At 39.7% G+C, this 13,200-nt stretch carries 12 protein-coding genes; 5 read left to right on the top strand and 7 right to left on the bottom strand.

From position 1 onward, the window contains the following. Positions 1–6 precede the first annotated feature (6 nt). The 4 genes from BLR37_RS10450 to BLR37_RS10435 form a co-directional block, all read right to left on the bottom strand. Positions 7–1,116, bottom strand: a complete 1,110-nt coding sequence (locus BLR37_RS10450; protein ID WP_090768216.1) for a hypothetical protein — start codon at positions 1,114–1,116, stop codon at positions 7–9. Next, the gene (locus BLR37_RS10445) at positions 1,113–1,721 is read right to left on the bottom strand and encodes a Pvc16 family protein (protein WP_090768213.1); all 609 of its coding nucleotides are present in this window, start codon (positions 1,719–1,721) and stop codon (positions 1,113–1,115) included. The genes BLR37_RS10450 and BLR37_RS10445 overlap by 4 nt, the downstream gene beginning before the upstream one ends. 474 nt (positions 1,722–2,195) lie before the next feature. Then, on the bottom strand, positions 2,196–2,888 hold the full coding sequence (locus BLR37_RS10440) for a lysoplasmalogenase (RefSeq protein WP_090768210.1): 693 nt from the start codon (positions 2,886–2,888) through the stop codon (positions 2,196–2,198). Next, on the bottom strand, positions 2,878–4,095 hold the full coding sequence (locus tag BLR37_RS10435) for a sterol desaturase family protein (protein ID WP_090768207.1): 1,218 nt from the start codon (positions 4,093–4,095) through the stop codon (positions 2,878–2,880). Before BLR37_RS10435 ends, BLR37_RS10440 begins: the two co-directional genes overlap by 11 nt. 199 nt (positions 4,096–4,294) lie before the next feature. Between BLR37_RS10435 and BLR37_RS10430 the strand changes: the two genes are divergently transcribed. Both BLR37_RS10430 and BLR37_RS10425 read left to right on the top strand, forming a co-directional pair. After that, on the top strand, positions 4,295–4,645 hold the full coding sequence (locus tag BLR37_RS10430) for a hypothetical protein (protein ID WP_090768204.1): 351 nt from the start codon (positions 4,295–4,297) through the stop codon (positions 4,643–4,645). A 566-nt stretch (positions 4,646–5,211) separates the two neighbouring features. After that, on the top strand, positions 5,212–5,850 hold the full coding sequence (locus BLR37_RS10425; RefSeq protein ID WP_090768201.1) for a phosphatase PAP2 family protein: 639 nt from the start codon (positions 5,212–5,214) through the stop codon (positions 5,848–5,850). Here the strand turns inward: BLR37_RS10425 and BLR37_RS10420 are convergent. Beyond that, positions 5,847–6,464, bottom strand: a complete 618-nt coding sequence (locus BLR37_RS10420) for a Crp/Fnr family transcriptional regulator (RefSeq protein WP_090768198.1) — start codon at positions 6,462–6,464, stop codon at positions 5,847–5,849. The genes BLR37_RS10425 and BLR37_RS10420 overlap by 4 nt on opposite strands. Before the next feature lie 214 nt (positions 6,465–6,678). Between BLR37_RS10420 and BLR37_RS10415 the strand changes: the two genes are divergently transcribed. Further along, positions 6,679–7,344, top strand: a complete 666-nt coding sequence (locus tag BLR37_RS10415; RefSeq protein WP_090768195.1) for an HAD family hydrolase — start codon at positions 6,679–6,681, stop codon at positions 7,342–7,344. Between the two features lie 147 nt (positions 7,345–7,491). Here the strand turns inward: BLR37_RS10415 and BLR37_RS10410 are convergent, their stop codons facing one another. Further along, on the bottom strand, positions 7,492–8,664 hold the full coding sequence (locus tag BLR37_RS10410; protein ID WP_090768192.1) for an aldose epimerase family protein: 1,173 nt from the start codon (positions 8,662–8,664) through the stop codon (positions 7,492–7,494). A 259-nt stretch (positions 8,665–8,923) separates the two neighbouring features. On the opposite strand from BLR37_RS10410, the gene BLR37_RS10405 reads away from it, so the two are divergent. Further along, positions 8,924–10,930 carry a beta-L-arabinofuranosidase domain-containing protein gene (locus tag BLR37_RS10405; RefSeq protein ID WP_244154635.1) on the top strand — a complete coding sequence of 669 codons (2,007 nt, stop codon included), beginning with the start codon at positions 8,924–8,926 and terminating at the stop codon, positions 10,928–10,930. Between the two features lie 65 nt (positions 10,931–10,995). Then, positions 10,996–11,985, top strand: coding sequence for an L-glyceraldehyde 3-phosphate reductase (mgrA, locus tag BLR37_RS10400; RefSeq protein WP_090768189.1), 990 nt, complete (start codon positions 10,996–10,998; stop codon positions 11,983–11,985). Between the two features lie 47 nt (positions 11,986–12,032). Here the strand turns inward: mgrA and BLR37_RS10395 are convergent, their stop codons facing one another. Beyond that, positions 12,033–13,178: a sensor histidine kinase gene (locus BLR37_RS10395; protein WP_090768186.1), complete on the bottom strand. Its 1,146-nt coding sequence runs from the start codon at positions 13,176–13,178 to the stop codon at positions 12,033–12,035. Positions 13,179–13,200: the final 22 nt, after the last annotated feature.

Here is a 13,200-nt window from a genome sequence, read left to right as displayed (position 1 = left end):
TATTTTTTAAACATATACATATACTTTACTCTCCTCGCCCACTTGTTTTTCGGGCATCGGATTGGGCAAATTCTTGGTTAAAACCACCTCTGTTCCACCATCCTTCTTACTCAGTTGCAGCCCCAGTTTTACCTGCTGAAAAAACGGGATCTTTACGTTGCTTTTAAAAAGCAATATTTCGGCAGCAGCAATTTTATTAATCGGATCGGGATCGTTGGGTGGTACAGGATTGCCGGCAAAAGTATATTTTGCATATACCGGGTTACCGTTGGGTGTACCATCCAAACTTTTATCCTTTACCAATAGATCAAAGTCATCTAAATCGATACCGCTCTGGTTAATCACATAATATTTCCAGATGGTTGATTTCCGCAGGAAACTGATTAAAAACGGCGTTTCAGTAACCACAGCCGTACTGGCCGGCAGTTTAATGTCGAGTACACCAAAAAGCGATTGGGTACTTAAGCTGTTGCTTTTAAAAATCTTATAAGTGAGCAAATCGTTACCGGTATCGGCTGCATTTTTGATTGAAATGGTATACAAGCCATCAGCCAGCTTACTCAGGTTTAATAGCTTTTCGAAAACCTTACTGCCGTTGAGTTTAATTTTATATGGTCCGTTAATTGGTAAACCTGCAGAATCATAGTCGATTATCAGATTGTTTTCGCTTGCCGAATTTACGCGTAAGGTTACCTCGGTATTTACAGCCGGAAGCGTAAAACTTAAAGCCATTAAATCGCCTGCAATGCCATCAATAATCTGGTACTCAAGCGCAGTATTAAGCGCATTGTTTGAAAAATAGATCTTCTTATTGCTTAAAAATTCTTTAACCGGAGCGGTTTCGTTCAACTGGGTTACCGCAAAAAATCTGGCTGCATCATTTAAGCTGATGCCAAAGTGCAAATTGGTGTCTAAAAGCTCAATTTTGTTTTTGAAATCGGCACCAACTTCGCTAATCAGATTAAAACCCGTGGCAAAAGCCCTGAACAGCCAGCGCTGGTTGCGCATGGTTTTGAGCGTTTCGGCAGCCGGTACGAAAACGAGGTTATTGCACAAATTATCTTCATAGTAATCGTGTTGTACATGAACAGAAAATAACTTGCGGTAAGCTGTCATAACCTGGTTTTTGTGTTTAATAGAATATTCTCCACTAATCCATCCGGCACCAACTGCACATTTTCCTGCACGGTAATCATTCTGATTTTATATAAAACAGATGGCAAATAACTGTGGCCAATAATGCTCCAGAAATGGTTCATCTGTTCAAAATTGAAACTAAAAAGTTCGGCACTTAAGCGTTCTATATTTTTATCAATGGTGGCAAGCAATGGCGAATTGGCTTGCGTAAATACATTCTTGCCCTGAAAAAAAGCAATAACCTGTGATAGTCTTTTCAAGCCCTCCAGATAATCAAGCGTTGGCGATTCGGTGCCGGCACTGTTAAAATTGGCCGATATGAGTACGTACAGGTTGAGGTAAATATCGGGGTTACGGGTTTCAATATCACCAAACATATTCTTCACGCTAACCCTTTGATCTTTCAAGGCCCTGTCCTCTTCAATATTCATCAAAGTAATGCCCATTGTTTTTTCGGGTATGGCCAATTTACCATCCGAAACAATGCTGCTTACCACAATATATTCATCATTGGTGGTATTGGCAACATGGTTCAGGTAACCATTAATTTCCTTCGAAAAAAAATCCAGGGCTGCGTTAATCATAGATAAAAATTCGGTTCAGATTTATTTGGTAATCAAACGATTAACATAAACTTAAAGCCGAAAACTCCTATAGTTATTAACAATTTCAAAAAAAGTTATTAACATTTTTGGTTGTGCAAAAAACAACTATGAGGAATAAATAGAAAAGGTTTTTTAGCAAAATAAACCGACTGAAAACTTAGTTTTTAACATACTAAAAATCAAGTTGTTAAAAATAAACAAAGCCAAAAAAACCATTTTTTTCAGAAACAGATTTCCTTTTTCAAAAAAGTTGCGCTAAAACAGGGCTAAAACTGCTCAAAAAGCGTACAAACGCCCTTTTAAACCGTATTATTAATGATACTTCGCCATTTTTTTTATTTTTTTTGAAAGGGTAAAAAACAAAAAAAGCGTCTGTATTTTTTACAAACGCCCATTCAATTGAGTGCATCAAAATGCTTATACCAAAACCGGATGTTTTTATCGTTTCGGGATTTAAACCGCTGTTCGTTTTACCACCAGTTCGCGCACTACCGTACCATACACAATCAGGTATTGGGCAATCATATAGGTAGCCATAATCAGTACACCCGCTTGTGGAATGGTCTGTGCAAATTTATTAATGGCCAGCACGCTATCAGACAAGAGAAAGAACAGTGCCCCGTATAAAATGAGTTTAAAACTAAAAATATTTACCTTTCCGTAGCGATTTACCGCCATAAGTGCCATTACGGTAATAATAATGGCGTACATTAATACCGGGAACTGCATTGCGCCTAATTTGGGCTGCAAATAGAAGAATAAACCTGAACAAAAGATGGCAAACACACCTACAATCCATAAAAAATAAGGTGTTCTATGCTTGGGATTTGATCTGTGATCTAAAGTAAAAGCCCTGATGTAAAAGATATGGCAAAGCAAAAAAGCAATCAATCCATACATAAAGAAAGCTGGCTTACCTGCTTGCAGCATGAGCAGTACATCGCCTGCCAAAGCAAAAATTAATCCGGTGAAAATGCGCTTGTGAAACCTTCCTTTCAGGTTAGTACTGCTGTAAAGCCAAACCATTAAGCTGATAACAATTAAAGGCTTAGAAAACTGGAGCAGGAATATATTGCCAGCTGTTTCGGCATACAATTGAACAATAAATACGAGTGCAAAAATGAAAGAGAATAGTTTAGTTTTCATCAGTGTTGGGATTTGCCTTTTGCAAATTCAAGAACCAAATTACGGATATTAACTGAATGGCCGCAAAAATTACCTGATATCCGACCGGGAATTTTAATAATAGTAGCAGCAATATGCCCAGCATTAACCTGAAATATTCGAATTTAACCAACCAGGCTTTCCCTTCCAGCAGCGCGCCACAAGCAATTAAAGTTAACAATGTAAATATGGTTCCCGATATTAAGGCTAAGGTTTCCATTTTATGGTAGGAAAATAAAATAGCCGATCCGGCGGCTAAAGCCACTATAAATTGTACCAAAACATAACCGGTAAGTTTTGATTGATAAACCGGATCATACTTACGATAACCATCAACATCGATTTCTGGCGCATGCTGAAAACCACCCAAATGCTCAGGGAACCAGCCCGGAGGCTTCAGAAAGACTTTTATCTTATCTGTTATTTTGGGCGATTGCCGGGCAGTCTTAACTAAATCGTCCCAGTAGTGCAGGTTAGCCCAAACCGGGTTCCAGCTGGCCAGCGGCTTGGTAATGCCATAATAAACCTCCTCTTCTTCCTTTTGAAAGGTACCGAATAGCCTGTCCCAGATAATTAAAGTGCCCGCATGGTTTTTATCAATATATTTTGGGTTAGAGCCATGATGCACCCGGTGATGCGACGGCGTATTCAAAATATATTCCAAAAAGCCCATACTTTTAATGGCACGGGTATGAATCCAGAACTGATATAAGGTATTGAAAGAACTTAAGGTTAGAAACATAATCGGATCAAAGCCCACAAAAGCCAGCGGCAGGTAAAACACCCAGCTAAACCAACCCTGAAACCAGCTCTGGCGCAGGGCTACAGTCAAGTTATACTCTTCTGATTGATGGTGCACAATGTGAGCAGCCCAAAGTGCATTTATCTCGTGGCTCATCCGGTGAAACCAGTAATAGAAAAAATCGACGCCGATAAATAAAATTATCCATACCCAAATGGTTTTGGGCATTTCGAATAAGCGCCAATGCTCAAAAATGTATTTGTAACCAAAAAACAGTGCGGTTTTCATAAATATACCGGTAAGCTGCTGCCCTATTCCCTGACTCAAATTGGCAATACTATCATTTAGCCGGTAATAATTCAGCTTTTTATAAAAATTATAGGCAAGCTCTATCCCAATCAGGATAAAAAAAACAGGCACAGATAAAGCAATGTAATCTACTTTCATAGGGAGGGAAAAAGGAATAATCTGGTTAGCATATTGTTGCTACAATTTAGCTAATATTCGTGTTAAGATAAAATCTAGTTTGTGTAATATTTCTGCCTTTTTTAGATATAAGCATTGCTTAGACCAAAATTCATCATACCTTTGGGTAATTGAGCTGATCTATAGCTCATCAATTGCTTTTCACCTTCATCCCGGCATCATGAAAAAATTATTTCTGCTTTTATTGCTTATTGCTCCGGCATTTTACGCAAAAAGTCAAACTTTGGTTCTGGCTAAGGATGCAGCACAATATGTTGGAAAAAGTGTAACCATTTGCGATTCGGTTTACAGCACAAAGGCTTTGGATAAAATTACTTTGATTAATTTAGGTGGCGCCTACCCAAAAGAGTTGCTTACTGTAGTGATCAACAAAGAAGATCAGGCTAAATTCCCTTCAGAACCTTCGAGCATGTTTATGGGAAATAAAATATGCGTTACCGGTACCATAACCGATTTTAAAGGTAAAAAGCAGATTGTGGTTACTGATCCGAAACAAATTGTGGTTAAATAACCTCCCGTCAAGCTAAATTATTCCTCAACTCAAAATCAACAAGGCCTAAAAGCCTAATTGCTGGCATGACCGATAAATTTTACGTGAAACAATTTTGAATTTGTAATTACCTCTAAAAAGGCAGGTGTAGATTTATTTTAATCAACCAAGCTGCCTCCTAGTTTTAAGGAGGATAGCTTCGGTCGGAGCGTTAATACAAAAAGTATAATTTGTAAATAAATTGTAGTGGCAGTTGCCTTTTCAGTCGGCAGGATTAGATCCTGCCAACCTCATAAGCATAGATATCCTTATTATCTACGACGAAGGTTGCAATTCATTTTAACTTTTCAAAACAGGTTACACATAAAGGTACATTTCCGTGATGAATCGTTTTGTTTCCTTGATGAACTTAATGCTTAGGTATAAAAAACTCGGTTTAAATAGCATTCGGAGCACATTATTTTTATCTCATATTAGTGATAAAAATGGTATTATTTTACAACTTTTCTGTCCGACTGCGTTCCAAAAGTCTAAGATTTTTACTGCAATTCACTTAAAATTTCTAGTTTTGATTTTCCGATGTGCCTATGTCTACTCTATTAAAACGAAATACTTTAATTTTTATACTAATTGTCCTCATTGCAGCTTTCAGCTATCTGAGCTTTTTTGTAGCGCAACACCCTATCTGGGATTTCGACATCAAAACTTCTTTGTTTATTCAGCGCTATCAGGCAATCTGGCTGGATAAATTAATGCTGGCCATTAGCTTTTTCGGCGAACTGCCCTACTCGCTCCTGTCGGTGGTAATTGTGGCCGCAATATTTTACTGGAAAAAGTACAAGCGGGAAGGGCTTTACATGGCCTCTGTACTACTTTCGGGATTAATTATACTTGGGATCAAAAACATCATTAACCGCCCACGCCCTACCGCTTTTCATGTACGTTTGGTAGAAGTTAACCGGTTTCAGAGCTACCCAAGCGGGCATGTGCTTTCTTACACCCTTTTTTTCGGGTTCCTGATTATTTTGATGAATACTTTAAAAAGCGTCCCCAAAGTAACACGCGTTACATTCACTTGCTTGTCGGCATTTTTAATCTTTACTATTGCCCCTTCCAGAATTTATTTAGGAGCACACTGGTTTACTGATACTTTGGGTGGGTTCTTGCTGGGCTTAATTTGCCTGTTTCCGCTATGTTATTACTATTTCAGAAATAAAAAAGTCTAATCTTCAGCCGAGGCATCAATTTTTCCTTTTTTTCTAATCCTGCTCAGGGTTTCGATCCGCATCCCCAGGTAACTTGCTAAAAATTTTAAGGGTACACGAGATTTAATGGTTGGATGCCCGATTTTAAACTGTTTATAACGGGCCTCAGCTGATGGAATACGGGATAAAATAGAGCGCTCCTGCGACATGTGGTACTGTATAGCCAGTAATTTTCGGGCCAGTACATTCGCTTCAGGAAACAACGTGTACATATCATCAATCACACGGTAAGGCAACACCAGCAGTTCCGAATCTTCCAAAGCCTGGTATTGTTCTTCGAAAGTTGGTTTAAAAGTACCCGGATTTCTGATATTACCAATAAAATCATTTTCATCGGTTAACCAGGTGGTAATATCTTTCCCGTCATCTACTACAAAAGCCCTGACAAGCCCTTTAGCTACAAAAAACAAACAGCCATCCTTAACCAGCTCTGCGAAAGAAGGCAGGATATTATTCTTGCGCACAGAAATTTTGAAAGTTTCTTTTCTTGCCTCCTCAATCAACTCAGCACTCAATGGCTGTAACACATTTAAGAATTGAATAAGGGGATCGCTTTCATGACTAGCCGCAACCATAATATTTTAATCCGTTTTTTATATGCAAGTTATTGCACTGCTCCCGGATTTCCAAAACCAAAACGTATCCAACAGCAAAAAAATTACAGTGCAACAGTTTTTTATTTTTCAACCCTTACAACAATAATTTATGAACTGTTTGCGATTTGTTAATTTTCTGTTAGATCATTGCATTTTAACATGCTGATTAAAAAAATCTGATAATTTTGCCTCCATGACGAATCACAAACCCAAAGCTTTTCTCTTCGATCTGAACGGAACGATGATTGACGATATGGCCTTTCATAATCATGCCTGGCACAATATATTAACGCAGGATTTAGGCGCAAAAATTAGCTTCGATGCTGTTAAAAAACAGATGTACGGTAAAAACCAGGACTTATTGGAACGTGTTTTTGGCGTGGGTCATTTTTCTCAGGAACAGATCGATCAAATATCGATAGAAAAAGAATACCGCTACCAGGCGGCCTATAAAAAACATTTAACACTAATTGCCGGACTGGGCGATTTTCTCAATCAGGCACAGGCTGCAGGTATCCAAATGGCCATTGGTTCGGCTGCTATTCCTTTCAACATTAATTTCGTGCTGGATAATTTAAAAATCAGGTCGTACTTTAAAGCTATTGTAAGCGCTGAAGATGTAACCAATAGCAAACCTGATCCGGAAACCTTTACCAAAGGCGCCGAAATTTTAGGAGTAGCCGCAAGTGATTGTGTAGTTTTTGAAGATGCACCTAAAGGTGTTGAAGCTGCCTTAAATGCAGGGATGCCTTGTGTGGTGCTCACCACGATGCACACCCGGGAGGAGTTTGGCGATTACCCCAACATCATTGCATTTATTAAAGATTATACCGACCCTGCTTTACAGCAACTTTTTTAACTCAGGCTGCATTTAAGCATTACCCAATAAAAAGATGATCGTCATTCCCGCGCAGGCGGGAATCTTAAAGCAAAATGAATTAAGATTCCCATCCGATAACTATCGGATCAAGTTAGGAATGACGATCACAATTGTTGGCTACATAACCTATTTACTAAACTTGTAAACAGAACTCGTTTTATATACCTGCCCTGGTTTCAAAACCGTTGACGGGAAAGCCGGTTGGTTTGGAGAATCAGGGAAATGTTGTGTTTCTAAAGCAATTGCCGTTCTAAAATCGTCTTTAGCACCAGATTTAAAAGTATTTTTACTTTGCATAAAGTTACCGCTATAAAACTGTAATCCTGGCTCCTGGGTATAAATATCCATCACAACGCCCGATTTGTCGCCTTTAACGGTCGCTGCATGATACATACCCATGCCTGCGGTTTTATTAAGCACATAGTTATGATCGTAGCCTTTACCAAAAGTTAATTGTTCGTTTTTATCATTAATACGTGCACCAATGGTAGTAGCTTTAGTAAAATCGAAAGGTGTACCAGCAACTTTTTCCAATTTTCCGGTCGGAATCAATGTCGAATCTACCGGCGTGAATTCGTCAGCATAAATTTGAAGCTCATGATTTAAGATTTCACCACTGCCATCGCCATTCAGGTTAAAAAAGGCATGATTGGTTAAGTTAACCACGGTAGTTTTATCAGTTTTGGCTTCATAATCCATTTTGAGCTCATTATCGTCAGTTAATGTATAGGTTACTTTAACGTCCAGATTGCCAGGGAAATTTTCGTCACCATCTTTTGATAAATAGTGCAATACCAACGTGTTTGCATTGGGTTGCTCAGCATCCCAAACCACATATTGATAGCCTTTTTTACCACCATGAAGCGTATTTTGCCCATTATTGGTAAACAGCGAATAAGTTTTACCTTCTAAAGTAAATTTACCTTTGGCAATGCGGTTCCCGTACCTGCCGATTGTTGCCCCAAAATAAGGCTCAGTCGATTTTTCATAATCACCCACACTTTTAAAACCTACAACCACATCAACCAGTTTACCATCTTTACCAGGCACCAGTAAGCTTACCAAACGCCCGCCGTAATTGGTGAAAACGGCTTCTGCATTGTTTTTGTTTTTTAAGGTATACAAGGCGGTTTGTTTACCATCGATCTCTTTTTTAAACGAATCGGCAACTAATTTAACCACTGCTGCTGAATCGATTTTTGCACTATCAGCTGATGAAGCATTTTTGGTTCCAGATTGGCAGGAAACAAATCCCATTGCAGCTACAACTGCCAGGCCCGTTAATGATTTTAATTTCATAGAAATGAATATTTGGTTTAGCGTTTTTTAATTAAGTTTTTAAATATAATGATATCACTTAATTTTACAAATAAAACGATTTAGAAGAATTCAAAACAATATATTGCAGCATATTTTGAGCAAACCACCATCTATGAGACGATATGTAGAAATGGTGATCACAAAATGTATAAACCTTTACTCTTTTTGAACCACCAGCGGAAATATGAGAATTATAACGCCAAAAAAGAACACTAATTTTTCTAACCAAAACACACAAATGATGCTTAAAAATTTACTTAAAATTGCCTTGCTCTGCCTCACTACAGCAAGCTTTGCACAAGGCCAAAACGGGCAGGCTACTGCTCTCCGTAAAAACCCTTACCTCGAACTGCCCCTTGGTGCCATTAAAGCCGAAGGCTGGTTAAAAGAAATGCTGGTAAGACAAAAAACAGGTGCAACAGGAAATCTCGACAAGCTTTATCCTTCAGTTATGGGACAGCGTAATGGCTGGCTGGGCGGCGATGGCGACCAATGGGAACGTGGCCCCTACTGGGTAGATGGTTTACTGCCTCTTGCTTATATTTTACAGGATAAGGAATTGATTGCCAAAACCAAACCCTGGGTTGAGTGGGCCATTAGAAGCCAGCAACCCGACGGTTATTTCGGCCCCATTAAAGATTATGGCAACGAGCCTGGTTTGCAACGTGATAATAGCCGCGACTGGTGGCCAAAAATGGTAATGCTTAAAATTTTAAAGCAATACTACACCGCAACTAACGATAAGCGGATTATTACGCTGATGACCAATTATTTCAAATACCAGTTGAAAGAACTGCCATCGAAACCACTCGATCACTGGTCGTTTTGGGCCAGATACCGTGCCGGTGACAATTTAGCTGTGGTATATTGGCTATACAATAAAACCAATGACCAGTTTTTACTGGAACTGGCCGACCTGATTCACCGCCAGACCTTCGATTTCACCAACGCTTTTGCTGATGGGAAAATGCTTACCCGCTTTGGCAGTGTACATGCCGTAAATCTGGCACAAGGCATGAAAGAACCTTTGGTTTACTACCAGCAACACCCCGAACAAAAATACCTGGATGCACTGAAAAAAGGTTTTAAAGACCTGGATAAATACAATGGCTTTGCCAACGGTATGTTTGGCGGCGACGAATCTTTGCATGGCAATAATCCGACCCAGGGTTCAGAACTATGTACAGCTGTTGAAATGATGTTTACCCTGGAAACGGCTTTAGCAATTACCGGTGACGTAGATTATGCAGACCGTTTAGAAAAAATTGCCTTTAACGCCCTGCCTGCACAGGCATCAGACGATTATATGAGCAGGCAATACTTCCAGCAGGCAAACCAGGTAATGATTAGCAGGCAAATGCACAATTTCGATGTAAACCATCATGGTACCGATTTATGTTATGGATTGCTTTCCGGTTATCCTTGCTGTACTTCCAATATGCATCAGGGCTGGCCAAAGTTTACCCAAAACCTCTGGTATGCCACTGCTGATAAAGGTGTAGCCGCATTGGTTTATTCGCCAAGCGAAGTGAAACTAGCTGTTGCAGATGGAAAAGAAATAACCATTAAGGAAGAAACCAATTATCCTTTTCAGGAAGCGATTAAATTTTCGATCAGCTTTGTCAAAAAATCAAAAGCCATCAATTTCCCCTTTCATTTAAGGATACCTGCCTGGTGTAAAGCAGCTACTGTAAAAGTAAATGGTACCGAAGTGCAAACTTCAAAAGGAAATGCGATTGTTAAAATCAACCGCAACTGGCAATCGGGTGATGTAGTTGAACTGCAATTGCCCATGCATATTTTTAAAAATACCTGGTTCGAAAATTCAGTTTCGGTAGAAAGAGGCCCCATAACCTATGCTTTAAAAATGGGTGAAGCCGTAAAGCCGGTTAAAAATACGATCGATCCAATTGACACAGGTGATGCTTTCGATGAAGTTCACCCAACCACCCCATGGAATTATGGGCTCTTCGATGTACCGAATAATAAATTGGAGGAAAAATTCACGGTAGAACAAGCAGCGCCGATCAGTAACTATCCCTGGAACCTTGAAAATGCACCGATCCAGATTAAAACGAAAGCCAAACGGATCCCTTCCTGGAAATTATACAATGAAATGGCAGGTCCTATCCCTTACAGCATTACTTACCAGTTAGAAACAGCCAAAGAAACTGAAGAAATTACCCTGATTCCGTACGGATCCACAAGGCTAAGGATTTCACAATTCCCAATAGTGGGCAGATAATCTTTCAACCAATGAAGTAAAATCCGTTAAAACTGATTAATATTGCGACCAATCAAAACCCAGTTATGAATCAACACATTTCAACCGATCGTTACGACAAAATGTTATACCGCCGTTGTGGAAACAGTGGCATTAAATTACCTGCAATTTCGTTGGGATTATGGCATAATTTCGGACATGTAAACGTTTTTGAAAACAGCAAAAACCTCATATATACGGCCTTTAACAATGGCATTACCCATTTCGATCTGGCCAACAACTATGGTCCGCCTCCGGGTTCGGCAGAAGAAGTTTTTGGTAAAATACTACGCGAAAATTTTAATGGTTACCGCGATGAGATGATTATTTCAAGCAAAGCCGGTTATACCATGTGGGATGGTCCCTATGGTGATTGGGGATCGAAAAAATACCTGGTATCAAGCTTAGACCAGAGTTTAAAAAGGATGAAGCTTGATTATGTTGATATTTTTTATCACCACCGCCCAGATCCGGAAACCCCACTCGAAGAAACCATGGCCGCATTGAGCTTACTCGTTCAACAAGGAAAAGCTTTGTACGTTGGTATTTCTAACTACCAGGCCGAAGAAGCTGCAAAAGCTATCGAAATTTTAAAGCAAAATGGTACGCCCTGCTTAATCCACCAACCCAAATACTCGATGTTTGAACGCTGGGTTGAAGGTGGGCTGCTTGATGTTTTAGCAAATAATGGTGTGGGTTGTATTCCTTTTTCTCCATTGGCACAGGGCCTGCTAACCGATAAATACCTGCATGGCATTCCGGCCGATTCGCGTGTGGCCACCAGTGGCATTTTCTTAAAAGAGAGCAACATTACGCCTGAGAAGCTGGAGGTAATTGGCAAATTGAATGGGGTAGCCAAATCTCGCGGTCAAAAGCTGGCCCATATGGCTTTATCGTGGATTTTGAAAGATAAAAGAATTACCACAGTGCTGATAGGCGCCAGTAAGCCAGAACAAATTACCGACTCCATTAAAGCTTTGGATAATATCGAATTTAGCGAAGCAGAAATAAAACAGATAGACGAAATCTTAAAATAACCGAAACAGCCCCTTGCTATAAAAAGTACAGGGGCTTTTTCATCAGGTTAATCTGCTAAAGGAAGCGTAAAATAAAAGGTAGAACCTGCGCCGTAAGTGCTTTCTGCCCATATTTTTCCTTTATGGCGGTGTATAATTTCTGCACTCAGGTACAATCCGATGCCAAAGCCTGAAATTGTTTTGGTCTGTGTGCTTTCTACCCGGTAAAACCGGTCGAAAAGTTTCTCCAGATCATTTTCTTTAATCCCGATTCCGTTATCAGTAACACTCACCTGTATGTTGTCGCCGGCAATTTCCGATTGCACTGCAATGGTGCTCCCATGATCAGAATACTTAATGGCATTACTGATCAGGTTTGAAACAACTGATGTTAACTTCTCTTTATCGGCGTGCGCTATTTTAGGTCCGTCGGTAGTGAAATCAATCAAATTTGATGAATAAATGAATCTGGCATCTGATATAGCATCTATGATTACCTGATCCAGATCAAAATTTGTTTTGGTCAAATGAATTTCACCAGATTCGAGCCGGGCAACATTTAAAAATGAGTTAATCATGGTGCTCATTTTCCTGACCTGTAACTGCACTTTATCCAATGTATTTACCATAAACTGATCGGATGAACTTTTCGACTGCATCAGCTGAATATAGGCATTTATGGAAGTTAAAGGTGTTTTCAGTTCATGGCTTACCATGCTGATGAAATCGTGTTTCTGCTGCTCTTCCTTAATGTTGATCAAAACCTGTTCCTGATCCAGGGCATCGCGTTGCAGTTGCGTTTCTTTAATGGCCTCCCTCGCCTTAACCATATCGGTAACATCGCTTGCGGTATGGATAATGCAATAAGGCAGACCCGATTCATCTTTAATAGCCCGGTACTCGTAAGCATAATAGGCCGTCTGCAATTTTCCATCGCGCATGGTTTCTGCCGGAACAGCGTCACCTTGGTCGGTGATCCCCGTTAGCAAAACATTCTTAAGCATATTGATAAAAGGCTGCCCGATCAATTCGGGAACGGCCTCTTGTAAAGGCTTACCAATAATAGAGCGGTCTTTGCCCCAAAAAGCAATCATCGCATCGTTGGCCATCTCTATTACAATATCTTCAGAGGTATAAATAGCGGTAGCATCTTTAGATAAGGCAAGAATCTCTAAAAGCTGACTACTATCTAAAACTCTGGAATGTGCGCTCATGTAATTAACGGTTATTGAACTT

The organism is Pedobacter soli, assembly GCF_900101435.1.
Classification (GTDB): Bacteria; Bacteroidota; Bacteroidia; order Sphingobacteriales; family Sphingobacteriaceae; genus Pedobacter; species Pedobacter soli.
Note: the sequence above shows the minus strand (reverse complement) of the source record. Positions and strands in the feature narration are given on the sequence as shown.

Bases quoted from the DNA above. Each gene is read 5' to 3' on its own strand.
- BLR37_RS10450 (WP_090768216.1), bottom strand. From the start codon at position 1,116: ATGACAGCTTACCGCAAGTTATTTTCTGTTCATGTACAACACGATTAC.
- BLR37_RS10445 (WP_090768213.1), bottom strand. From the start codon at position 1,721: ATGATTAACGCAGCCCTGGATTTTTTTTCGAAGGAAATTAATGGTTAC.
- BLR37_RS10440 (WP_090768210.1), bottom strand. From the start codon at position 2,888: ATGAAAACTAAACTATTCTCTTTCATTTTTGCACTCGTATTTATTGTT.
- BLR37_RS10435 (WP_090768207.1), bottom strand. From the start codon at position 4,095: ATGAAAGTAGATTACATTGCTTTATCTGTGCCTGTTTTTTTTATCCTG.
- BLR37_RS10430 (WP_090768204.1), top strand. From the start codon at position 4,295: ATGAAAAAATTATTTCTGCTTTTATTGCTTATTGCTCCGGCATTTTAC.
- BLR37_RS10425 (WP_090768201.1), top strand. From the start codon at position 5,212: ATGTCTACTCTATTAAAACGAAATACTTTAATTTTTATACTAATTGTC.
- BLR37_RS10420 (WP_090768198.1), bottom strand. From the start codon at position 6,464: ATGGTTGCGGCTAGTCATGAAAGCGATCCCCTTATTCAATTCTTAAAT.
- BLR37_RS10415 (WP_090768195.1), top strand. From the start codon at position 6,679: ATGACGAATCACAAACCCAAAGCTTTTCTCTTCGATCTGAACGGAACG.
- BLR37_RS10410 (WP_090768192.1), bottom strand. From the start codon at position 8,664: ATGAAATTAAAATCATTAACGGGCCTGGCAGTTGTAGCTGCAATGGGA.
- BLR37_RS10405 (WP_244154635.1), top strand. From the start codon at position 8,924: ATGATGCTTAAAAATTTACTTAAAATTGCCTTGCTCTGCCTCACTACA.
- mgrA (WP_090768189.1), top strand. From the start codon at position 10,996: ATGAATCAACACATTTCAACCGATCGTTACGACAAAATGTTATACCGC.
- BLR37_RS10395 (WP_090768186.1), bottom strand. From the start codon at position 13,178: ATGAGCGCACATTCCAGAGTTTTAGATAGTAGTCAGCTTTTAGAGATT.